At 69.4% G+C, this 22101-nt stretch carries 20 protein-coding genes; 9 read left to right on the top strand and 11 right to left on the bottom strand.

Annotation, left to right across the window (positions count from 1 at the left end):
* Nucleotides 1-87: 87 nt before the first annotated feature.
* Nucleotides 88-1299, bottom strand: a complete 1212-nt coding sequence (locus ACMGEZ_RS14735) for a helix-turn-helix domain-containing protein (protein ID WP_436823030.1) — start codon at nt 1297-1299, stop codon at nt 88-90.
* A 224-nt stretch (nt 1300-1523) separates the two neighbouring features.
* On the opposite strand from ACMGEZ_RS14735, the gene ACMGEZ_RS14730 reads away from it, so the two are divergent.
* Complete coding sequence (locus tag ACMGEZ_RS14730; protein ID WP_436823029.1) at nt 1524-3629, top strand: PQQ-dependent dehydrogenase, methanol/ethanol family; 2106 nt, start codon at nt 1524-1526, stop codon at nt 3627-3629.
* 61 nt (nt 3630-3690) lie between these two features.
* On the opposite strand, the gene ACMGEZ_RS14725 is transcribed toward ACMGEZ_RS14730, so the two are convergent.
* Genes ACMGEZ_RS14725 through ACMGEZ_RS14715 form a run of 3 tightly spaced genes read right to left on the bottom strand, consistent with a single transcriptional unit; the run spans nt 3691 to nt 6247 of the window.
* Entirely contained in the window at nt 3691-5730 is a 2040-nt protein-coding gene (locus ACMGEZ_RS14725; RefSeq protein WP_436823028.1) for a hypothetical protein, read from the bottom strand.
* Between the two features lie 24 nt (nt 5731-5754).
* Nucleotides 5755-6081 (bottom strand): hypothetical protein, encoded by a 327-nt coding sequence (locus ACMGEZ_RS14720; RefSeq protein ID WP_436823027.1) that lies wholly within the window; start codon nt 6079-6081, stop codon nt 5755-5757.
* A 25-nt stretch (nt 6082-6106) separates the two neighbouring features.
* On the bottom strand, nt 6107-6247 hold the full coding sequence (locus ACMGEZ_RS14715) for a hypothetical protein (protein ID WP_436823026.1): 141 nt from the start codon (nt 6245-6247) through the stop codon (nt 6107-6109).
* Between the two features lie 325 nt (nt 6248-6572).
* Here ACMGEZ_RS14715 and ACMGEZ_RS14710 point away from each other — a divergent pair, with 325 nt between their 5' ends.
* The 7 genes from ACMGEZ_RS14710 (at nt 6573) to ACMGEZ_RS14680 (ending at nt 13098) form a co-directional block, all read left to right on the top strand.
* Complete coding sequence (locus tag ACMGEZ_RS14710; protein ID WP_436823025.1) at nt 6573-6776, top strand: hypothetical protein; 204 nt, start codon at nt 6573-6575, stop codon at nt 6774-6776.
* Nucleotides 6736-7674 (top strand): DUF6502 family protein, encoded by a 939-nt coding sequence (locus tag ACMGEZ_RS14705; protein ID WP_436823024.1) that lies wholly within the window; start codon nt 6736-6738, stop codon nt 7672-7674. Before ACMGEZ_RS14710 ends, ACMGEZ_RS14705 begins: the two co-directional genes overlap by 41 nt.
* Nucleotides 7671-9044, top strand: coding sequence for a DUF5666 domain-containing protein (locus ACMGEZ_RS14700; RefSeq protein WP_436823023.1), 1374 nt, complete (start codon nt 7671-7673; stop codon nt 9042-9044). The genes ACMGEZ_RS14705 and ACMGEZ_RS14700 overlap by 4 nt, the downstream gene beginning before the upstream one ends.
* Before the next feature lie 168 nt (nt 9045-9212).
* A complete protein-coding gene (locus tag ACMGEZ_RS14695) occupies nt 9213-9971 on the top strand; it encodes a hypothetical protein (RefSeq protein ID WP_436823022.1) in 759 nt (252 codons plus the stop codon).
* A 127-nt stretch (nt 9972-10098) separates the two neighbouring features.
* Entirely contained in the window at nt 10099-11124 is a 1026-nt protein-coding gene (gene xylF / locus ACMGEZ_RS14690) for a D-xylose ABC transporter substrate-binding protein (RefSeq protein ID WP_436823021.1), read from the top strand.
* Between the two features lie 13 nt (nt 11125-11137).
* Nucleotides 11138-12328 (top strand): sugar ABC transporter permease, encoded by a 1191-nt coding sequence (locus ACMGEZ_RS14685; RefSeq protein WP_436823020.1) that lies wholly within the window; start codon nt 11138-11140, stop codon nt 12326-12328.
* Entirely contained in the window at nt 12325-13098 is a 774-nt protein-coding gene (locus ACMGEZ_RS14680) for an ATP-binding cassette domain-containing protein (protein WP_436823019.1), read from the top strand. Before ACMGEZ_RS14685 ends, ACMGEZ_RS14680 begins: the two co-directional genes overlap by 4 nt.
* A gap of 24 nt (nt 13099-13122) precedes the next feature.
* On the opposite strand, the gene ACMGEZ_RS14675 is transcribed toward ACMGEZ_RS14680, so the two are convergent.
* From ACMGEZ_RS14675 to ACMGEZ_RS14665, 3 genes are all read right to left on the bottom strand, one after another.
* Nucleotides 13123-14100, bottom strand: coding sequence for a tripartite tricarboxylate transporter substrate-binding protein (locus ACMGEZ_RS14675; RefSeq protein ID WP_436823018.1), 978 nt, complete (start codon nt 14098-14100; stop codon nt 13123-13125).
* A 141-nt stretch (nt 14101-14241) separates the two neighbouring features.
* Complete coding sequence (locus ACMGEZ_RS14670) at nt 14242-15303, bottom strand: zinc ribbon domain-containing protein (protein ID WP_436823017.1); 1062 nt, start codon at nt 15301-15303, stop codon at nt 14242-14244.
* Between the two features lie 124 nt (nt 15304-15427).
* A complete protein-coding gene (locus tag ACMGEZ_RS14665) occupies nt 15428-16765 on the bottom strand; it encodes a cytosine deaminase (protein WP_436823016.1) in 1338 nt (445 codons plus the stop codon).
* A gap of 142 nt (nt 16766-16907) precedes the next feature.
* On the opposite strand from ACMGEZ_RS14665, the gene ACMGEZ_RS14660 reads away from it, so the two are divergent.
* The gene (locus ACMGEZ_RS14660) at nt 16908-17465 is read left to right on the top strand and encodes a type 1 glutamine amidotransferase domain-containing protein (RefSeq protein WP_436823015.1); all 558 of its coding nucleotides are present in this window, start codon (nt 16908-16910) and stop codon (nt 17463-17465) included.
* A gap of 10 nt (nt 17466-17475) precedes the next feature.
* On the opposite strand, the gene ACMGEZ_RS14655 is transcribed toward ACMGEZ_RS14660, so the two are convergent.
* Genes ACMGEZ_RS14655 through ACMGEZ_RS14640 form a run of 4 tightly spaced genes read right to left on the bottom strand, consistent with a single transcriptional unit; the run spans nt 17476 to nt 22053 of the window.
* On the bottom strand, nt 17476-18723 hold the full coding sequence (locus ACMGEZ_RS14655) for a phenylacetate--CoA ligase family protein (RefSeq protein WP_436823014.1): 1248 nt from the start codon (nt 18721-18723) through the stop codon (nt 17476-17478).
* A gap of 41 nt (nt 18724-18764) precedes the next feature.
* Nucleotides 18765-19577 (bottom strand): ABC transporter ATP-binding protein, encoded by an 813-nt coding sequence (locus tag ACMGEZ_RS14650; protein WP_436823013.1) that lies wholly within the window; start codon nt 19575-19577, stop codon nt 18765-18767.
* A gap of 54 nt (nt 19578-19631) precedes the next feature.
* A complete protein-coding gene (locus tag ACMGEZ_RS14645; RefSeq protein WP_436823012.1) occupies nt 19632-20948 on the bottom strand; it encodes an ABC transporter substrate-binding protein in 1317 nt (438 codons plus the stop codon).
* Between the two features lie 40 nt (nt 20949-20988).
* A complete protein-coding gene (locus ACMGEZ_RS14640; protein ID WP_436823011.1) occupies nt 20989-22053 on the bottom strand; it encodes a branched-chain amino acid ABC transporter permease in 1065 nt (354 codons plus the stop codon).
* Nucleotides 22054-22101 lie beyond the last annotated feature (48 nt).

The following is a 22101-nucleotide window of genomic DNA, read 5'->3' as shown; positions in this document are numbered from 1 at the left end:
CGCAGAGCACGGCCGCGCCTCGCCGGAATCTATCGATCGCGACCAGGCGCCGGTGAGCGGGCTAACCCGCGCGTCTGCGCCGCGCCCTCAACCGCCCCCGACGTCCTGCCGCCAACTGCGCAGGCGCCGGTAGAGCGTGCCGCGCGACACTCGCAACTGGCGCGCCGCGTGCGAGATGTTGCCGCCGTGCGCGCTCAGCGTGTCCTCGATCAACTTGCGGCTGTGGCCGTGCAGGCTGCCGTCGCCTGCGCCTGCGCCTGCGGCATGGGGTGGGGCCGGCAGCGGTACTTCGACGACCGGCGGCTCGATGCGCTCCACCGTTGCCGTGCTCACCGCATGCCGGAAGTCCACCCCGTCGGGGGCATGCAGCCGGGCCTGCATCCATACGCCCAGCCCGCTCGCCAGCCGCACCGGCTGCGCGGCCCCCTGCCGCCCGAGGCGCAGCAGCGCGGCGAGGTCGAGCCCGAACAGGCGCTCCACGTCGCGTGGCCCCGACTCGGGCAGCCGCCCGAACAAGCGCGCGGCGGCCGTGTTGAGCCACGCCACGCTGCCATCCGGCGCGATGCCGGCAAGCGCCTCCAGGGGCGTGCCCAGCAGCGCCGGGCTGGCCTGGAAGCGCAGCACGAGCCGGTCCGGCGATTGCGCCTGCAGCAGGCGGTTCTCGATGGTCGTGGCATAGAGCGCGACCACGGAAGCGGCGTCGAAGCCGAAGTGCCGCGACTCCGCCGTGATGTCGAGCACCGCGGCGAGCCGGCCATGCACGTCGTGGATCGGCGAGGCCGCGCACTGCATCTCGCGCAGGCAGTCGAAGTAGTGCTCGGCGCCGGTCACCGTGCAGGCCTGGCCCGTGCGCGCGACGATGCCCGGCGCCGTGGTGCCGACGATGCCCTCGGCGATGTTGACGCCCAGGCGCGCGCTCTTGCGAAGGATCGGCTGCTGGGCCGCCGACGGATCGTGCGTGGCGTGCACGATCACGCCCTGGGCATCGGTCAGCAGCACCCGGGATCCCGTGCCCGCGAGCGAGCCCTCCATGCTCTCCAGCTCGGCGCGCGCGGCATCGAGCAGCTCGCGGTTGCGGTTCAGCGTGGCATGCAGCCGACTGGGCGTGACCGGGTCGAAGGCGATGACGCGGTCTCGGTCGGTGTGGGCGCGCGTGCAGCGCATCCACGACTGGATCACTGCCTCGCCGACCAGCCCCGAGGGGCGCACCCCTTCCTCGAAGAACTGCTGCCGCGCCAGCGCCACGCGCTCTGCACGCGTGCTCGAGAACAGCTGCCGCGGCGGGCCTGCGGCGCTCACCCGGATACCTTCGCCTTCGGCTGCGGTGCTATTCGCCTTCGGGCGGCCGTGCGGCTCATGCGGCTCTGGGGCTGGGACATCGACCTTCTCCTCGTGTGGGCGCCTCGACAAGCGCATCGAATTTGTTCCGCAATGGAACAGTCATGCGCTAGGGAAATCCCGAGGATGAGCAAAGTGCCCCCGCAAACGATTCTTCGCTCCGTAACGACACCGGAGACGACACGATGAACAAGCTCCACACCCTGCTGGCGCTCGGCGCGCTGCTGGGCCTGGCCGCCGTGCCCGCCATGGCGCAGGACAAAGGCTCGCCCGAGCACATCAAGGCGGCGACCGCCCGCGTCGACGGCGCCTTCATCCGCGCCAATGCCGCGAAGACGCCCGACTGGCCCAGCTACGGCCTCGACTACGCCGAGACCCGCTTCAGCAGGCTGGACCAGATCAATGCGGGCAACGTGAAGGACCTCGGCCTGGCCTGGTCGTACAACCTCGAGTCCACGCGGGGGGTGGAGGCGACGCCGCTGGTGGTGGACGGCATCATGTACGTCACTGCGTCGTGGAGCGTGGTGCATGCGATCGACGTCCGCACCGGCAGGAAGATCTGGAGCTACGACCCGAAGGTGGACAGGTCCAAGGGCTTCAAGGGCTGCTGCGACGTGGTCAACCGCGGCGTCGCGCTCTACCAGGGGAAGGTATTCGTCGGCGCCTACGACGGGCGCCTGATAGCGCTCGACGCCGCGTCCGGCCAGCCCGTCTGGGAGAAGGACACCATCGCCGACCCATCGAAGTCCTACACCATCACCGGCGCGCCGCGCGTCTTCAAGGGCAAGGTCATCATCGGCAACGGCGGCGCCGAGTACGGCGTGCGCGGCTACGTCACCGCTTACGACGCGAACACCGGCGAACAGAAGTGGCGCTGGTACACCGTGCCCGGCGATCCGTCCAAGCCCTTCGAGGATGCCTCCATGGCCAAGGCCGCCAAGACCTGGGACCCTTCGGGCAAATACTGGGAAGCCGGAGGAGGCGGCACCGCGTGGGACACGATGACCTTCGACCCCGAGCTCAACCTGATGTACATCGGCACCGGCAACGGCTCGCCATGGGCGCACAGCAAGCGCAGCCCCAAGGGGGGCGACAACCTCTACCTTTCGTCGATCGTCGCGCTCGACCCCGACACCGGCAAGTACGTCTGGCACTACCAGGAGACCCCGGGCGACAACTGGGACTACACCGCGACGCAGCCGATGATCCTGGCTGACCTCGAGATCGGCGGCAAGCCGCGCAAGGTGATCCTGCACGCGCCGAAGAACGGCTTCTTCTTCGTCATCGACCGCACCAACGGCGAGTTCCTCTCCGCGAAGAACTTCGTCGAGGTCAACTGGGCCACCGGCTACGACAAGAACGGCCGCCCCATCGAGGTCGCCGCGGCGCGGCAGAACGAGAAGCCCGGCGACAGCGTGCCGGGGCCCTTCGGTGCTCACAACTGGCACTCGATGTCCTTCAACCCGCAGACCGGCCTGGCCTACCTGCCGGCGCAGAACATCCCGTTGAGCCTGATGGATGACAAGGCCTGGAAATTCAACGAGAACGTCCCGGCGCGCCCGCATGCCGCCCTGGGCTGGAACACCGCCATGTTCATCAATGCCGAGCCGCCCAAAAGCAAGCCATTCGGCCGCCTGGTGGCCTGGGACCCCGTGGCGCAGAAGCAGGCTTGGGCCGTCGAGCACGTTTCGCCGTGGAACGGCGGCACGCTGACGACCGCCGGCAACCTGGTGTTCCAGGGCACGGCCGACGGGCGCCTGGTGGCCTACAACGCCCGCAACGGAGACAAGCTTTGGGAAAGTGCCACCGGCACCGGCGTGGTCGCGGCACCCGCCACCTACATGGTCGATGGCAAGCAGTACGTGTCGATCGCGGTCGGCTGGGGCGGCGTCTATGGCCTTGCCGCGCGCGCCACCGAGCGCCAGGGGCCGGGCACCGTCTACACCTTCGTGATCGGCGGCAATGCGCCGAAGCCGCAGTTCGTGCAGTACCGCATGGACAAGCTGCTGCAGGGCGTGAAGTACGACCCGGGCAAGGTGCAGGAAGGAACGCTTCTCTACGTGAGCAACTGCGTCTTCTGCCACGGCGTGCCGGGTGTGGACCGCGGAGGCAACATTCCGAACCTGGGTTACATGAACGCGGGCTACATCGAGAACCTGGACAAGTTCGTCTTCAAGGGGCCGGCGATGGAGCGCGGGATGCCTGACTTCAGCGGCAAGCTCAGCGTCGAGGACGTGGAGAAGATCAAGGCCTTCATCCAGGGAACGGCGGACGCGATCCGGCCGAAGTAGGGCTTTCGTGGCGGCGGCAGCCGCTGAAGGCGCAAGTGAGACAGGTGGGTGGGTCTTGGCCTTACCTGCCTGGCCCGCCGCCGCCGCCGGGTCCGCCGCCACCGGGTCCGCCACCCCCGGGTCCAGCACCAGCACCAGCGCCGCCGCCAGCACCGGCGCCAGCTCCTGCACCTGCGCCGCCAGCTCCTGCACCGGCGCCAGCTCCTGCACCTGCACCTGCGCCGCCAGCTCCTGCACCAGCGCCCGCTCCTGCACCAGCGCCAGCTCCGGCACCACCGCCAGCTCCTGCGCCAGCGCCAGCTCCAGCTCCAGCACCACCGGCGCCAGCGCCACCGCCGGCGCCGGCACCGGCACCGCCGCCACCAGCACCGCCGCCGGCACCCGCACCGCCGCCACCAGCACCAGCGCCGCCGCCACCAGCACCAGCGCCGCCGCCACCAGCGCCGCCGCCACCAGCACCGCCGCCGCCAGCACCGCCGCCGCCAGCACCGCCGCCGCCAGCACCGCCGCCACCGGCACCGCCGCCGCCAGCGCCGCCGCCACCGGCACCGCCGCCACCGGCACCGCCGCCACCAGCACCGCCGCCACCAGCACCGCCGCCACCAGCACCGCCGCCACCAGCACCGCCGCCACCAGCACCAGCGCCACCAGCACCCGCGCCAGCGCCGCCGCCACCAGCACCACTTCCACCTGCGCCACCATCACCACCAGCGGAACCCCCGCTGCCACCCGCAGCGAAGGCCCAGCGGTCGTTGGGGCCCACGCTCGGTCCCCTGGAGCTCCCGGTGCTCGAAGTGCCGGGCGCTCCCTGAGATGGCTGCATCACCGCCCCCGAAGGCCGTGCATTCAGGCAGACAGCTTCGCCGAACGGGTTGTGGCGGTCGCAGTAGCTCAGGGGCGTGGAGGGTCGGGCCAAGGCGGCCTGAACCTGCGGACCAGCGAGCGGACGCGTCCGCGCGTCCGCGCCGCCCGTTCGCGGCGGGGAGATCGCCGGTGGGGCCGACGCGGTTGCCGTGCCGCCGCTCGTGTCGCCCTGAGCCTGGGCTTTGGGCTCGGTGGCCCTGGCCGGCTCGGCGATCTTCGCGGGCTCGGCGGCTCGTGCCGGCTCCGCGAGCATCGTGGGCTCTGCGGCTTTTGCCGGCTCGGCAAGCTTCGTGCGCTCGGCAGCTCTCGCCGGCGCGACCGGCCTGCGAACTTCATTGGCCCTCGCAGGCGCAGGGGCCCCGGCTGCTTCGACCGACGCCGGCCTCGGCAAAGGCTCCAGCGCCGCTCCGGGCTGCGCCGGTGCAGGATCGTCGGGCGGTGCCGCCGCGACCGTCGCCTCGGCCGGGGGCGCCACTGCAGCCGTCTCGACGGCGGCCGGCGAAGGCGTGGCATCTTCCTGTGCACGAGGCGCAACAGGCGCTGCCGGCTCGGCGACGCGCGTCTCCGGCACCTGGGGTCGATCGGCCTCGCGGCGGACCTCGGCCGTCGGCGCGGCGGGCTGCGCGGCCGGCAAGGCTGCCGTCGGGCTCTCCGGCGGGGCCGCCGGCCGTGACATGCCGGAAACGTCAGGGGAAAGCGGCGGAGGGTCTTGCATCGCCGAGCGGCCCAGATACCAAAGCACGAAGGCGCCATGCGACACCGCCAGCACGAGCAGCAACCAGACGATGGATGCATCGACGCCCGGCGGCACAGGAATCCCCAGCACGCGCCGAGCCTTCGTGCCTTCGCGGCGCGCATGCACCGGAGGCCAGTCATCCAGGGCCGAGGCCGATGCCGCATGCGCCTCGGGGTCGCTCGACGGCGCCGCCACCGCGGCTTCCCCGACGCCCTGCGGCAGCAGCTTGCGGGCGCAATTCCGGCAGTACTGCGCGGTGTCCCGGTTGAGCGTTTGACAGCCATCGCAGACGCGCGTCAGCTGATGCGGCGGGATGGCCGGTCCGGGCGGCTGCCAATCCGTCCAGTCGGGTTGCGCCGTGCCGGTCGGCGAAGACGGCGAAGCGCCCTCGGGCAACGGTTCGTTTGCGGCAGGATCGGCCGCACGATCGAATGAGGACGACCTGATGGATGCCTCCTTGGTGCCGGGCATCAGCTGGCCGCCCTTGGTTGTTTCTCGCATGGGAGAGGGCCGGCGGCGCGGCTGCTACCAGACCGTGCCGAGCGCTGTCGCACCAGCCAGCGAATTGATGACCAGCCAGAAGGCCGCCAGATCCCAGGTCCAGCCCCGCCTCCGTGTGGCGCTCCAGGCGTCGGGAGGGGCTGCTGGCTCGCCGGCAGGCGTTGCGCAGTAGAACGCCGGCAGCTTGTGCGAGCAGCCTTTGCAGAATCGCGCGGCGCCGAGGTTGATGGTGTTGCAGGCCTCGCAGACTTCGACAGACACCGCGCCCGTTCGAAGCATGGCGAGATCGATCAGGTTTCCGAAGGCAACGTCCGAAGGTGACGACGGACTGGCAGCGGCGGCTGAGGTCATGGTGCTCTCCTCGGGACAGATGGATTCATGGCGACTGGCGCAACCGGCGCGCCAGCCGTTGTTCTGCGATCGCCAGTCTTGCGAAGGTCAGAAGCTCTTCGTCCGTGGGGCCGGGTCCGGCTCCGTTGACGTAGGTGCCGAAGGCTTCGACGATGCGCGCCTGCATGGCCTTCCTCACGCGCATCGCCGCGAGCCAGGCGTCGCGTGCCTTTTTCTCGCGGGGCTCCCTCCAGGTCCGCGACGACGATCTCGCGTAGCGCGCCGCGCCGATCGATCGGCTGCTGCGCCACGCCGCTGAGCTCTTCTTGTGTGTGACAGGCTTTGACATTTCTACCTTTGGCATATCGGCCGAATGGATGGATGTGAAAACTTCACATCAATAGTGCTCTTGTCTTATAGTCGTGTGCACCGTTTTGTAAGACGGTTACGCATGTCACTGTCCACTTGGTAACGGAGCGTTAGTGCCTTCACCTTCTGCACCGAGGAGCATCGTGTCCCGCAAGACGTTGCGCGCCCTGTTCGAAATCAGGCTGCGCTGGTCCGACAAAGTCATTCAGGAGGGACCTCGCCCCAACGGCGGCGGCTTGTGGGTTCCGGACACTCCGCGCAATCGGGACCGGCTCGACAAGGCCGCTGCCTTGGGCAACACGCTCTATGGCGACCAAACGCATTGGATCGAAAAGCGCCAGGCCTGACCCAGGCGATGGCGCCGCGCCCGTCGAAGCGGGCGCCGCCGGCGGCGAAGGCCCGATGGGCTGGGCCGTCCAGGCTTGCGCACGCGTCATGCGTCCCATCGTCCGGCTCGCGTTGGCCCTCGGGCTGAAGCACGCCCATCTCGAGCTGGTGCTGCGCGAACTTCTCATCGACGAGGCACGGCGGGCCTGGCTCGACAAGGGTGTCGAGCCGAATCTCAGTCAGCTTTCGGTGACCACCGGCTTGAACCGCAAGGCGGTGACGGCCAAGGTGCGTGAAGCCGAGGAGCCGCTGCCGCACACCGAGATGTCGGCGGCGGCCAAGACGCTCACCTTGTGGCTGCAGATGTCCACCGACGACCCGGCCCTGCTGGCCTTGCCCCTCGTGGCGGAGGGCGGCGCACCTTCCTTCGAGGCCGTGGCCCGGCATGCCAGCCGCGGGAATGTGCACCACCGCACCATCCTGGATGAGCTGGTGCGCCTGAACCTGGCGACCGAGCAGGCGGGCCGCGTCGCACTCAATGCTGCCGGCTTCGTCCCGTCAACCGATCTCAAAGGCATGCTCGCCTTCCTGGGCGACAACGCGCGTGACCACCTCCTGGCCAGCGTGGCCAACACCTTGGGCGCGGCGCCGCCCTTGCTCGAGCGCGCGGTGTTCGCCACCGGCATCGCCATCGAGGATTGCGAGCGAATCCACCAGCTCGCGCGGCAACGCTGGAGCACCCTGCACCACGAACTGACAAGGGAGATGACGCGTGCGTTCGAGGCCGCGGAGGCGGCGGACAGCACGGCCTCGGGTCGCATCCGGGTCGGGATCTACACCTACTACGAGGATGCCTCGGATCTGGCACAACATCGGTCGGTGACTCCCGCGAAACGATTGGACGGAAAAAAAGCATGAAGAACGCCTTCCTGCGCGCTGCCCTGCTGGCGATCTCGACCGCGCTGCTGCTCTCGTGCGGCGGCGGTGGCAGTGGGGGCGGCGGCGTCGCGCTCGGCGGGGGTGGGGGCACGGGCGCGGTCGCGGGGTCGAGCCCCGGCGACGGGGGCAGCAGCCCGGCGGGCGGCGGGGGCGATGGCCAGGGCGGCGGCGCGTCGGGCACCGGTGGCAGCTCGGCCGGGACCGGTGGCGGCTCGACGGGCACCGGCGGCACCTCGACGGCAGCCTCGGGCGACGACGGATCGGGCGTGGGCTCCGGCGGCACCGGCGTCAGCACCGCCGATGCGGCCGGCGTCGGCGGCGTCGATGGGGTGGGCAGCATCATCGTCAACGGCGTGCGCTACAACACCGACAATGCCGTCGTGAACCTCGAGGATGCATCCGCCTTGCAATTGGGCATGAGCGCGAAGGTCACGGGGCCGTTCAGTGCAGACTTCACCAGCGGTGTCGCCCGCCGGGTCGATTCCGCCGCGGATCTGCGCGGGACCTTGTCCTCGGTCGATCTTGCACAAGGCAGCTTCGTCATCCTGGGCACCACGGTCACCACCGACGATGCCACCGTGTGGGCCGATTCCACCGGCCTTGCCGCCATCCCGCCCGGCAGCACGCTGCAGGTGTGGGGCTTGCCGGGCGCACCGGGCGTCCTGCGGGCCACGCGCGTGGAGCAGCGCGGCCCCTCCGCGCCAATCCTGACGGGCACCGTGCAGAACCTCGACCCTGCCCGCCGCACCTTCGCCATCGGCAGCTTCACGGTCGACTACAGCACCGCGGTGTTGTCCGGCAGCCTGGACGGCGGCCCGCTCGCCAATGGCACCCTGGTGCGCGTGCGCGCGGCCACCGTGCTGCCGGGCCGCCTGCCCGCCACGCAGGTCCAGTGGTGGTATCCGGTGCCGAGAGCGGATGCCACGCCGGTCCAGCTCGCGGGCATCGTCACCGACTACGCCGGACTCGGTTCGCTGCGCGTGCTCAACATCCCGGTGAACGCTGCGTCGGCGCAGATCACCGGCGGGCCTGCCGGCTCGGTGGGCAACGGCGTCAAGGTGGAAGTGGGCGGCACCATGTCCAACGGAGTGCTCCAGGCCACCAAGCTCAAGATCCGGCACGTGCCCGGCACCGGCGGACCCTCTTCGTTCACCCTGATCGGCAACATCGGCAACTTCAGCTCGCCCGCGAGCTTCCGGGTGAGGGGCCAGCCCATCGACGCCAGCGGCCCGGGCGTGGTGTTCGTCAATGGCACGGCGGCCAATCTGGGCAACGGCGTCAGGGTCAACATCCAGGGCGCGCAGGTGGTGAACGGGGTGCTCATCGCAACGCGCGTCGCCTTCGAGTGAGGTCCCGACATGGATGAACCCTCCGGCGGCGCCGCAGCCGCGTTGCCGAACGAACGCCGTGTGCTGTTGAATCGCCTTTGCGCGCTTGCGACAGTGGGCATGGCATCCGGAAGCGCAACACTCACGGCCTGTGGCGGAGGCGGAGGGGGCGGCGGAGGCTTCGCGCCATTGGCTACAGCCGCACCGGCGCCTGGCGCTTCGCCCGCTCCAGCACCAGCCCCTGCGCCGACGCCAGCGCCTCCGCCCGCGCCCGCTCCAGCACCCGAACCGGCACCCGCTCCAGCAGCGCCGGCTCTCGGCGCCCACACCCTTGCCTTCAACCTCGACGGCGTTTCTTCACCGTCGCTGTCCACTTCGCCCATCTCCACGCGGGCCACGGGGAGCACCCTCCTGGTCTGCGTCGGGCGAGGCCTGCTTGCCGCCTCCACGCCGACCGACAACGCCGGCAACACCTTCGTCCCGCTCGGTGTGCCGCACACCTACACCCTGTGGCCGAGCTCAGGCACGGGCCTGTACGGCTGCGTGCAGGCCCAGGGCAGGGAGGGCCACGTGGTCAGCGCGGAAAAGCCCAAGGTCACAGACGAAACCACCCTCAGCGTCGTCGAGATCACCAGCGGCGGCCTCGTGCGCGACGTGCAGTGGCGCGAGGTGCTGTCGGGCCAGCCCCTGACCAGCGCCAGCGTCACCACCACGGGCGCGGCACTGCTCGTCGCCTGGTGGTGGGGCGACGCAGGCGTCGACCTCGACAAGACGGCCGTGCCCGACAACGGCTTCACGGTCATCGATTCGGTGCTGGCTGCAGGGGCGCTGGTCCAGTGCGCGGTGGCCGTCAGGCAGGTCGCCGCAGCCGGCACCTACAACGTCACCTGGACTTCGACGCCGCCGCAGGGAGCCCAGCTCTGGCTCGCTGCGGTGCAGGCGGCCTGAGCTGCCGTGTAGTGCCTTCTCCCGCAGGGATTCCCCGGATGGCCGCGTCCAAAGCCGCTGGCCATAGTTGGCTTGGCCGCCGGAATACGGCCGCGCGGCTCACCCACAACCCCCCGGAGATAAACCCATGAAGAAGCCTCTTCGCGCCCTCGGCGCCTTGGTCTTCGGCCTTTCTGCCGTCGCTGCCTGTGCCCAGACCGTGGTCGGCGTGAGCTGGTCCAACTTCCAGGAGGAGCGCTGGAAGACCGACGAAGCCGCGATCAAGGCGCAGCTGGAGAAGCTGGGCGCGAAGTACATCAGCGCCGATGCCGGCGGCTCGCCCGAGAAGCAGCTGGGCGACATCGAGGGTCTGATGTCCAAGGGCGCCAAGGCGCTGATCGTGCTGGCGATGGACAAGGACGCGATCTTGCCCGCGGTCAACAAGGCGATGCGCCAGAAGGTGCCTGTCGTGGCCTACGACCGGCTCATCGAGACGCCCGGTGTCTTCTACATCACCTTCGACAACGTCGAGGTCGGCCGCATGCAGGCACGCGCGGTCTACAAGGTTCAGCCCATGGGCAACTACGTGTTCATCAAGGGCTCGCCGACCGATCCCAACGCCAACTTCCTGCGCGCCGGGCAGCAGGAGATCGTGGCCGAGGCGGTGAAGAAGGGCGACATCAAGATCGTGGGCGACGAGTACACCGATGGCTGGAAACCCGAGGTCGCGCAGAAGAACATGGAGCAGATCCTCACCAAGGCCGGCAACAAGGTCGACGCGGTGGTCGCGGCCAACGACGGCACCGCGGGCGGCGCGGTGGCGGCGCTCACGGCCAAGGGCATCCGCGGCATTCCCGTGTCGGGCCAGGACGCGGACTTCGCGGCGCTCAACCGCGTCGCGCTCGGCACGCAGACGGTGACGGTCTGGAAGGACTCGCGCGAACTGGGCCGCGAGGCGGCGAGCGCCGCGATCGCGCTCACGCAAGGCAAGACGCCGGACAAGGCGGCCAACTGGAGCGGCGGCGAGAAGAAGGTGGCGATCTCCTCGCGCCTGCTCACGCCAGTGCCGATCACGCGCGACAACCTCGACGTGGTGATCAAGGAAGGCTGGATCAAGAAGGACGAGCTCTGCAAGGGCGTGAGCGGCGACAAGGCCCCCGCGGCCTGCAAGTGACGCACGCCGGTCGATGAGCGAATCGCAGTCGCTGTGGAGGCGCAGCGGGATCGACTTGCGCCTGCTCTTGATGTGCGTGCTGCTGGCGGTGATGGCGATCGTCTTCCATTGGCTTTCGGGCGGCGTCTTCCTCTCGCCCGAGAACCTCTACAACATCGCGCAGCAGACCGCGGTGGTGGGCATCGTCTCCACCGTGATGGTGCTCGTCATCGTGGCCCGCCACATCGACCTCTCGGTCGGCTCGGTGATGGGTTTCGTCGGCGTGCTGGTGGCCTACCTGCAGTACACCTCGGGCTGGTCCTGGCCGGCCGCCTGCCTCGCCGGGCTGGCGGTGGCGCTGCTGGTCTCGCTCTACCAGGGCGGGCTGACCGCGATGCTGGGCGTGCCCTCCTTCGTCGTCACGCTGGGCGGCCTGATGTCCTTCCGCGGCGCTGCCTTCCTGGTGGCCGACGGCAAGACGCAGCCGGTCAACGACGAATTCTTCCAGCGCCTGGGCGGCGGCTACGACGGCGGCATCGGCACGACGGCCAGCTGGGCGCTGGCCGCACTGGTCGCTGCCGTGCTGTTCGCGCGCATGCTGCAGCAGCGCCGCGCGCGCCAGCGGCACGAGATGCCGGTGGAGCCGCTGTGGCTCGACCTGCTGCTCACGGCCGTGCCCGCGGCGGTGGTGTTCGCCTTTGCCGCGACCATGAACAGCTACCAGATCTCCTCCAAGTCCGAACCGCAGGGCATCCCGATCCCCGTGCTGATCTGGGCCGTGGTGGCGGTGGTGCTGTCCTTCATCGTCCACCGCACCCGCTTCGGTCGCTACGTGTTCGCGATGGGCGGCAATCCCGATGCTGCGGCGCTGGTGGGCATTCCGGTCAAGCGCGTGACCCTGCTGCTGTTCGCGCTGCTGGCGGTGCTGGTGACCGTCGCTGCGATCGTCTCGATCGCGCGGCTCAACGCCGGCACCAACTCGCTGGGCTCGGGCATGGAGCTCTACGTCATTGCGGCCGCGGTGATCGGCGGCGCAGCCCTGGCGGGCGGCAGCGGCTCCATCTTCGGCTCGGTGCTGGGCGCGCTCATCATGCAGTCGCTCGACAGCGGCATGCTGCTGCTCGACGTCGCGATCGGCAAGCGCATGGTGATCATCGGCCAGGTGCTGATCGTCGCGGTGGTGTTCGACGTGCTCTACCGCAAGTACTTCGGGGAAGGACGATGAGCACCGCGGCGCCGCTGGTCGAGCTGCGCGACATCCGCAAGTCCTTCGGCGGCGTGAAGGCAGTCGATGGCGTCAGCGTCAACCTCTACCCCGGCGAAGTGGTCGCGCTGCTGGGCCACAACGGCGCCGGCAAGTCCACGCTGATGAAGATGCTCGCCGGCGCCTACCCCGTCGACTCGGGCGAGACGCGCATCGCGGGCGAGCCGGTCCACATCCGCACGCCCTCGGAGGCGCAGGCGCAAGGCATCGAGACCATCTACCAGACGCTGGCCCTCGCCGACAACCTGGACTCCGTGGCCAACCTCTTCCTGGGCCGCGAAAAGCTCACGCCCTGGCGCACGCTGGACGATCACTTCATGGAGAACGAGGCGCGCAAGGTGTTCCGCCGCCTCAACAAGAACTTCACCAACATCCGCGTGCCGGTGCGGCGCCTCTCGGGCGGCCAGCGGCAGGTGGTGGCGATCTCGCGCGCGCTGTACTTCAACGCGCGCATCCTGATCATGGACGAGCCCTGCGCCGCCCTCGGCCCCGAAGAGACCGCGATGGTCGGCGCGCTGGTCAAGCAGCTCAAGGCCGACGGCGTGGGCATCTTCCTGATCACGCACGACATGCCCGACGTGTTCGGCCTGAGCGACCGCCTGGCAGTGATGAAGAACGGCCGGTTGGTGGGAACCTACCGAACCGCCGACGTGAACGAGGACGAGGTGCTCGGCATGATCATCGCCGGCAAGCGGCCCAACGGAAAGCCGCAGGCCGAGCACGCGACATGATCGCGGCTCGGCCGACGGGCCACATCAATCGGCGTAGACCCCGGCCGCCTTGATGATCGGGCTCCACTTGGCGATCTCGGCGGCAACGAACTTCTTGTGCTCGGCCGGCTCGACGCGGCTGTCGCTGGTGACCACGGCGCCCAGGCCTTCCTGCTTCTTCACGAAGTCAGCGTCCTTCAGCGCCACCTTGAGCGCATCGTTGATCTTCTTGGTGACCGCTGCCGGCGTGCCCTTGGGCGCGTAGAGGCCGTGCCAGATCGTGACCTGGAAGTCCTTCAGGCCCTCCTCCTGCAGCGTGGGCAGGTCCTTGAGCAGCGGTGTGGTCAGGCGCTTGGAGGTGGTCACGGCGTAGGCCTTGACCTTCTTGGCCTCGATCTGCGGCGAGGTGTTGGTGGTCTGGTCGCACAGCAGGTCGATCTGGCCGCCGATCAGGTCGGTGATGGCGGGAGCAGTGCCCTTGTACGGCACCGGCGTCATCTCGGTCTTGGTGGCGCTCTGGAACAGCAGGCCGCACAGGTGCGAGGCCGAGCCCACGCCCGCGTTGCCGAGGTTGATCTTGCCCTTGTTCTCCGCGAGCCAGGCCGTCAGCTCCTTGTAGTTGTTGGCTTTCATCGTGGGCCGGGCGATGAGCGTCATCGGCACGTCGTTGACGATGCCCAGGTACTCGAAATCGGTCTCGACCTTGAAGGGCACATTGCGCACCAGGGTCGGGACGGTCGCCATGCCGATGTGGTTGAGGAGCAGCGTGTGGCCGTCAGGCGTGGCACGCGCCACCTTGGCGGCGCCGATCGAGCTGCCGGCCCCGGGCACGTTGTCGACCACGATGCTGACGCCGCCCAGCGGCTTGCGAAGGGCCTCGGCCAGGTCGCGGGCCACCCGGTCGGTCGGCCCGCCGGCGGAGAAGGGCACCACGATGGTGACGGGCTTGCTGCCGGGGAATTCCTGGGCGTGCACGCCCGTGACGACGGCGGCGATGGCCGTGAGGGCGATCAGTTTCTTCATGGTCTCTCCGTGTTCAATCCAAGTTTCAAGGGCCGCGATCTTATCGCCGCCCCGCCGCACGCCCCACCCCGGAATGCCCTTAGCGATTTCGCGCGCTTCTTGTGTAACTGGAAGGGGCGCAGCGCGGTTTTCACCTGCGCCCTACGGCTCCCTGGTGCGGTTGTAGACCGGCCCGGGGCCGATCGCGATCGGGGGCCCCGGATCATTGGCGGCCCAGGTCGGCGTGCGCACCGGACTGAAAAGCGGGCCCGGCCCCGGCGCGATCGGGGGGCCTCCGTCGCCGGCCACGACCGGCGAAGGACTCCGCGAGGGCGTGACCACCGGCCCCGGCCCCGGGACGACCGGCGGGCCGCCGTCGCCCCGGTTCCACGATGGCGAGCGGGTCGCGCTGTATACAGGGCCCGGGCCGGGAGCGATCGGCGGGCCGGGATCGTCGCGGGACCAGGCCGGGGCGCGTGCGGGAGCGGGCGAAACGGTTGCCGGCGCGATGGCGGGCGGCACGGTCGGCGGCTCGTCGGCCCAGGCCGGGGCGCGGCTGCGCCGTGGCGTGCTTTCGCGATAGCGATCGGCCGGCGCAGCCGTTGGCGCGCGAGATGCACCCGTTGCCGTCGCAGCCGGCTCCGCCTTTGCGACCACGGGTTCTGCCTTCGCGGGCGCCGGCTCCGTTTTCGCGGCCGCCGTGGCGGCGGCTGCGGGCGCCGCTGCGCGCGGCGTCGCCGGAGCTGGCGTCTGCGCCGAGGCCTTGGCCGGCACTGCAGGTGCTGTCGCTGCCGCAGTCGCTGCAGGGGCGGGCGCCGGAGTCGTCGCGGATGCGCTCGGCGCGGCGAGCGCCACCGAATCCTGCGCAGGCGGCTTCCGGTCTTCCACCGCCAGCGCTGCCGTGATCGGCTCCAGGAAGGACGGCGGTGCCACTTGGCGCGTGACATAGAGATACCAGCCGATGAAGCCGATCCCCATCGCCAGGCCCAGCAAGGCGAGGCGCAGCCAGAAGCCCGCCGTTTCGGCGGGCAGCATCATCAGCGGGTCGTCGCGTCGCCAGGCGCGTGCCGTGCGAGCGGGCGCACGCGGAGGACGCGCCGTGTTGATGGCCTCGAGGGCCGAGGGTCCCGTGGGTACGAACCCGGGCAACTGGCGTGCGCAGCCGATGCAGAACTTCGCGTTCTCCCGGTTCTTGCTCCCGCAAGCCGTACAAACGACGGGCATGGACAAATTCCTCCGTGAATCACCGAAGCAACCCACTGTCCACGTGAACTCGCCGCTGTCTGTCAGCCATCTCCTACACAATGCTTCGGAAGTCGACGCTTACGGTGCGGCAGCCCGGCGGGGCTCAGGCGTGCATCAGGTCGTCCAGCAGGCGGTAATCCGGCAGCGTGGTGTCGATTGCACGGCCGGCGCGCAGCACGGTGCGGTCGAATTGCGTGCGCGAGAGCATTTCCGAATAGTTGCGCGCCTTGAGCACCAGCAGGTCGGCCGCCATGCCGGGCTTCAGCACGCCGAGGTCCAGTCCCATGATGGCCGCCGGCGTTTCGCTGGCCGCGCGGATCCAGTCGCCCAGCGGATGGTCCAGGTGCAGGATCTTCACGGCCTGGGTGAAGGTGTCCAGCATGTCGTGGTCGCCGTAGGCGTAGAAGGGATCGCGGCAGTTGTCGCCGGCCACCGCCACCCGCAGGCCGCGCGCCTTCATCTCGTGCAGCACCGTGACGCCGCGCCAGCGCGGCGTGCGCCCTGCGGGGCTGCGGTCCTGCAGGTACATGTTGACGGTGGGCAGGCTCACGATGTCGATGCCCACATCCTTGCAGGCCACGATCGTCTCCTCGATGAACTCGTCGCTCTGCAGTGCCAGGGCGGTGCAGTGGCCGCAGAGGATGCGCCCGTTGAAGTCCTGCGCGACCGCGGTGCGTGCGACGCGGATCAGCGCGCGGGCGCGCGGATCGGTCGATTCGTCCACATGCAGGTCGAGATCCAGCCCGCGTTCGGCCGCGAGCTGGAACACGCGCGCCAGCGCGTCGTCCAGGTCGGGCGGCATCGCGTCGCCAGGATGGCGCGTGGAGCGCGTCACGCAGCCGAGCCGGCCGCCGCTCTCGGCCACGATGTCCGCTAGCTGCCGGCCTTCGTCCGTGAGGAAGATGTCGAGCGGCGCGATCGAGGACACCTGCAGCGCGACACGTCCGGCCCAGCGCTCGCGCACTTCGCGAAACACCGGAAAGGAGATCGCGGCCTGCGGCGCCAGCGAGTCGAGATGCGTACGGATCGCCACCACGCCTTTCGCGTACGCGGTCGCCAGGCCGAACTCCATGCGCCGGCGCACGTCCTCGGCATGCCAGCGGGCCTGCCGGTCGCGCTGCGTGGCCATCGAGGCGCCCGCGCCGTCGCCGGTGGGGTTGGCCTGGCGCGGCAAGATGTGGCCCTTGTCCAGGTGGGCGTGGCAGTCGAGCAGGCCTGGCAGCACCATCGAGGCGTCGAGGTCGGGGCCGAGCTCCGCGGGCAGCGTGCCGGCCGGCTCGATGGCGGCGACGCGGCCCTGGTCCACCAGCAGGTCGATGGCGGCCAGGTCCGGGTCCGAGCCGCTGCCTGCAAAGTCCTCGGGCAGCAGGCAGCGCGGCGCGCTCAGCTTGCGCAGCGCGTAACGGGATGTCGCGGGAGGCTGGAAGAAGGCGTGGGTCATGGTGGCGATCGTAAGAGGGTGCAGTTCGACGCAAGCTCCATGCCGGTGAAGGCGACTTGTCCGACATGGTGAGCCGACGCACGCCGATCCGACGGTGCCCGCGGCGCCTTAGCGTGAAGGCCCCGAAACGAAAGGACTTTCCATGATCAAACGCCAGCTTGAGGGCATGAAGGTTGCCATCCTCGTGGCGGACGGCTTCGAGCAATCCGAGATGATCGAGCCGCGCCGTGTGCTGGACACTGCGGGCGCGGACACCAGCCTGGTGTCGCCGAGCCAAGGCGGCGTCCGCGGCTGGAAGCATCACACGCCGGCCGACCGCTTCGATGTCGATGTCCCGCTACAGCAGGCCGCCGCCCACGAATACGATGCCCTGGTGCTGCCGGGCGGGGTCGTGAGCCCCGACGCGTTGCGCATCAACGAACAGGCCGTGGCCTTCGTGCGCGACTTCGTCAAGGCCGGCAAGCCGATCGCCGCGATCTGCCACGGCCCCTGGACCCTGATCGAGGCGGATGCGGTCAAGGGCCGCACGATGACCTCCTGGCCCTCCCTGCGCACGGACCTGAAGAATGCCGGTGCCAAGTGGGTCGACCTGGAAGTCGTGGCCGACGGCCCGCTGATCACCAGCCGCAAGCCCGCCGACCTGCCGGCTTTCACCCGCGTGATGCTCGAAGCCTTCGCGGGCGTCCACGCGCACGCCTGAGGGCGGCTCGCTACCGGTAGCTGCGCGCGTCCTCGATCACCTTGCCGTCGTTGGGCAGGCTGCCCGGCTCCATCAGCTCGACCTCGCCGCGCAGCTTGGTGACTTCGCGCACCGCCTCGGCCACGCGCCCGGCCAGGCCTTCGGGCTCGGAGGCGCATTCGAGCCGCAGCGTCATGCGGTCTTCGCCCATCTCGCCCTCGACTACCAGCCGCGCGCGCTGCACCTCCGGGAAGCGCCGCGCGATCTCGGCCACCTGGCCCGGGTGCACGAACATGCCGCGCACCTTGGTGGTCTGGTCGGCACGGCCGAGCCACCCCTTGATGCGGGTGTTGGTGCGCCCGGTCGGGCAGGCGCCCGGCAGCACGGCCGAAAGATCGCCGGTGCCGAAGCGGATCAGCGGGTAGTCGGGGTTCAGCGTGGTGACCACGATCTCGCCCACCTCGCCGTCGGGCACCGGGTCGCCGGTGCCGGGGCGCACGATCTCCACGATCACGCCTTCGTCGAGCACCAGCCCTTCGCGTGCGGCCGTCTCGTAGGCGATCAGGCCCAGGTCCGCCGTCGCGTAGCACTGCGTGCCGGCCACGCCGCGCTCCGCAATCCAGTCGCGCAGGCTGGGCGGGAAGGCTTCGCCGGAGACGAGGGCCTTGGTCAGCGAGGGCAGGGCGATCGCGCGCTCGGCCGCCTTCTCCAGCAGGATCTTCAGGAAGCTCGGCGTGCCGGTGTAGCCCGCGGGCTTGAGCTCGGCGATCGCGTCCACCTGCTGCTCGGTCTGGCCGGTGCCGCCGGCGAACACCGTGCAGCCCAGGGCGCGCGCGCCGCTTTCCATGATCGCGCCGGCCGGCGTCATGTGGTAGCTGAAGGCGTTGTGCACCAGCTCGCCGCTGCGAAAGCCCGCGGCATGCAGCGCGCGGGCCGTGCGCCAGTAGTCGCGCGCCTCGCCTTCGGGCTCGTAGATGGTCCCGGGACTCGCGAACACGCGCAGCATGCGCGGCCCGAAAGGGATGGCAGAGAAGCCGCCGAAGGGGTCGCGCGCGCGCCCGGCCTTCTGCCGCTCCAGCAGCTCGGACTTGCGCGTGACCGGCAGCCGCGCCAGCGCCTCGCGGCTGGCGATGTCGGCGGGCTTCACGCCGTCGAGGATCTGCGCGAAGGCAGGCGCGGCAGTCTGGGCCTGGGCGATCTGCCTGGGCAACGCCGCGAGCAGGTCCTGCTCGCGCTCCGCCGGGTCGCGCACTTCAAGCGCATCGTAGTAGTCGTTCATAGCCGTTGTCCTGGATCAGGCGCCAACCTGGGGGCGAGCCGTTACGCCAGCCACCGCTTCCTTCGCTTGTAGCTCTTCACGTCGCGGAAGCTCTTGCGGTCGGCGCCACCGACGCCCAGGTAGAACTCCTTAACGTCTTCGTTCTCGCGCAGGCTCTTCGCCTCGCCGTCCATCACGATGCGGCCGTTCTCCAGGATGTAGCCGTAGTCGGCATAGCGCAGCGCCATGTTGGTGTTCTGCTCGGCCAGCAGGAAGGTCACGTGCTCCTTCTGGTTCAGGTCCTTCACGATGCCGAAGACCTCGTCCACGATCTGCGGCGCCAGGCCCATCGAGGGCTCGTCGAGCAGCACCATGCTCGGGTTGGCCATCAGCGCGCGGCCGATGGCGCACATCTGCTGCTCACCGCCCGACGTGTAGGCAGCCTGCGAGCCGCGCCGGGTCTTCAGGCGCGGGAAGTAGGCATAGACCTTCTCCAGCGTCTGCGCCACCGCGGCCTTGCCGTCGGTGCGGGTGTAGGCGCCGGTCATCAGGTTGTCCTCGATGGTGAGGTGCGCGAAGCAGTGGCGGCCCTCCATCACCTGGATCAGCCCGCGCTTGACCAGCTCGGCCGGCGACAGCGCCTCGATGCGTTCGCCGCGCAGCTCGATCGTGCCCTTGGTCACCGCCCCGCGCTCGCCGGCCAGGAGGTTCGACACCGCGCGCAGCGTGGTGGTCTTGCCCGCACCGTTGCCCCCGAGCAGCGCCACGATGCCGCCTTCCGGGACCTTCAGCGACACGCCCTTGAGCACCAGGATCACGTGGTTGTAGATGACCTCGATGCCGTTGACGTTGAGGAGGGTGTTGGACGTGCTCATGCTGGAAGAGTCAACGTTGGTATCTCGAGGTCGCGTCGCGAAGGCCCGGGTGGATCAAGCCGCGCAGTCCGAAGCGTCGCGCTTGGGCAGCTTCTTTTCCGCCGCGTACTTCTCGCCCGCGGCCTTGACCATCGGCTTGATGATCTGCTCGTCCGCCTGGTACCACTCCGACATGTTCCCCCACTTGCTGCCGTCCCAGGTATGGACGCGCGCCCAGGTCGAGCCCATGTGGTCCTGGCAGGAGGTGCTGATCGGCCGCAGCACGCCCGAGAAGCCGAGCGCGTCGAGCTTCTTCTGGTCGAGCGCGAGGTTTTCGAGCCCCCAGCGCACCTGCTCGCCGGTCATGACCTTGCCCTTGCCGAAGCGCTCCTGCGCGCGGCGCACCGCCTCCACGCCCAGCATCTGGATGATGAGGCCGCGCGTGTAGAGCACCGAGCCGACCTCATCGCGCGGGCCCGTGCCCTGGCCCTTGTCATGCACGGTCTTCAGGATGTCCTGGATCACCTTGGGCTCCGTGCCCGATGTGTTGAGCGCCAGCGCGTTGTAGCCCTTGGCCGAGGCGCCCACGTCCTTCACGTCCGGCTCGGCGCCGGCCCACCACACGCCATACATCTTCTCGCGCGGATAGCCGGTGGCCACGGCTTCCTTGAGCGCCGTCGAGTTCATGACGCCCCAGCCCCACAGCAGTACGTAGTCGGGCCGCGACTGGCGCACCTGCAGCCAGGCCGACTTCTGCTCGATGCCGGGCGCGGCCACGGGGATCAGCGAGAGCTCGTAGCCGTTCATCTTCGCGCGCTCCTGCAGCAGCGGGATCGGCTCCTTGCCGAAGGGCGAGTCGTGGTAGACCAGCGCGATCTTCTTGCCCTTGAGCTTGTCCGGGCCGCCTTCCTTCTTCGCGATGTGCTGGATCAGGATGTCGGCTGCGGTCCAGTAGCTGCCCATCAGCGGGAAGTTCCACTTGAACACGCTGCCGTCCTGCGAGGCCGAGAGGCCGTAGCCCAGGGTGATGAGCGGGATCTTGTCGACCGGCGCCTTGTCGGTGAGCGCGAAGGTGATGCCGGTGGCCTGCGGATCGATCAGCGTGGCGCCCCTGTCCTTCAGGCGCTCGTAGCACTCCACGCCCTTGTCCGTGGCGTAGCCGGTCTCGCATTCCTCGTAGCTGATCTTCACGCCGTTGATGCCGCCGGTCGCGTTGATGAGCTTGATGTAGTCCTGCTTGCCGTTGGCCCAGGGCGTGCCGTTGGGTGCGTAGGGCCCGGTGCGGTAGACCAGCAGCGGGAAGAACTGCTCCTTGGCCTGCGCGAAGGCCGGGACCGCGCCCGCGAGCGCCGAGACCGTTGCAACGGCGAGTGCGAGTGACTTCAGCTTCATGGTTGTCTCCTTTGGAAAGGTACGTTGGTGCCGGTTGGAATCAATGCGGGAAGGGCCAGAGGCGCAGCTTTTCCTTGGCCGTGGACCACAGCCGCGCAAGCCCGTGCGGCTCCACGATCAGGAAGAACACGATCAGCGCGCCGAAGATCATGAACTCGAGGTGCGAGGCCAGCGCGGTCGACATCGACACGCCGAACCAGCCCGGGATCTGGGTCAGCACGATCGGCAGCAGCACGATGAAGGCCGCGCCGAAGAAGCTGCCCATGATCGAGCCCAGGCCGCCGATGATCACCATGAAGAGCAGCTGGAAGGAGCGGTCGATGTTGAAGGCCGCTGGCTCCCAGGTGCTCAGGTGCACGAAGCCCCACAGCGCACCGGCCACGCCGACGATGAAGGAGCTCACCGCGAAGGCCGTCAGCTTGGCGTACACGGGGCGGATGCCGATCACCGCCGCGGCCACGTCCATGTCGCGTATCGCCATCCACTCGCGCCCGATGGCGCTGCGAACCAGATTCTTGGCCAGGATCGCGAACAGCACCAGCAGCGTGAGGCACAGCAGGTACTTCTGCACCGCCGACTCGACCGGCAGCCCGAACACGTTGAGCCCCGCCACGCTGACCGAGCCCGACGCCGAGTTGTTGGTCAGCCAGTTGATGCGCAGAAAGGCCCAGTCGAGGAAGAACTGCGCGGCCAGCGTCGCCACCGCCAGGTAGAGCCCCTTGATGCGCAGGCTGGGAATGCCGAAGAGCACGCCCACGACGGTCGCGCACAGCCCGCCCAGCAGCAGCGAGGCGATCAGCGGCATGCCGTCGATGCGCACGTGGAAGTTGTAGGCGGCGTAGGCGCCCACCGCCATGAAGGCGCCGGTGCCCAGCGAGATCTGGCCGCAGTAGCCCACCAGGATGTTGAGGCCCAGCGCCGCCAGCGAGAGGATCAGGAAGGGGATCAGGATCGCGCGGAAGAAGTACTCCGACGCGAGCAGCGGCACCACTGCGAAGGCTACCGCCAGCAGCGCCAGCATGAAGACCCGGTCCTGCAGGATCGGGAAGACCTGCTGGTCCGCGCGGTAGCTGGTTTTGAACTGGCCGTTTTCTCTGTAGAGCATGTCAACGCCCGCCCGGCCGCCCGAAGGGCGTTGAGAGCCCCCTCGGGG

This window comes from Variovorax stachyos, assembly GCF_051400855.1.
In the GTDB taxonomy this organism is placed as follows: domain Bacteria; phylum Pseudomonadota; class Gammaproteobacteria; order Burkholderiales; family Burkholderiaceae_C; genus Variovorax.
This window is presented reverse-complemented; position numbering and strand designations above follow the sequence as displayed.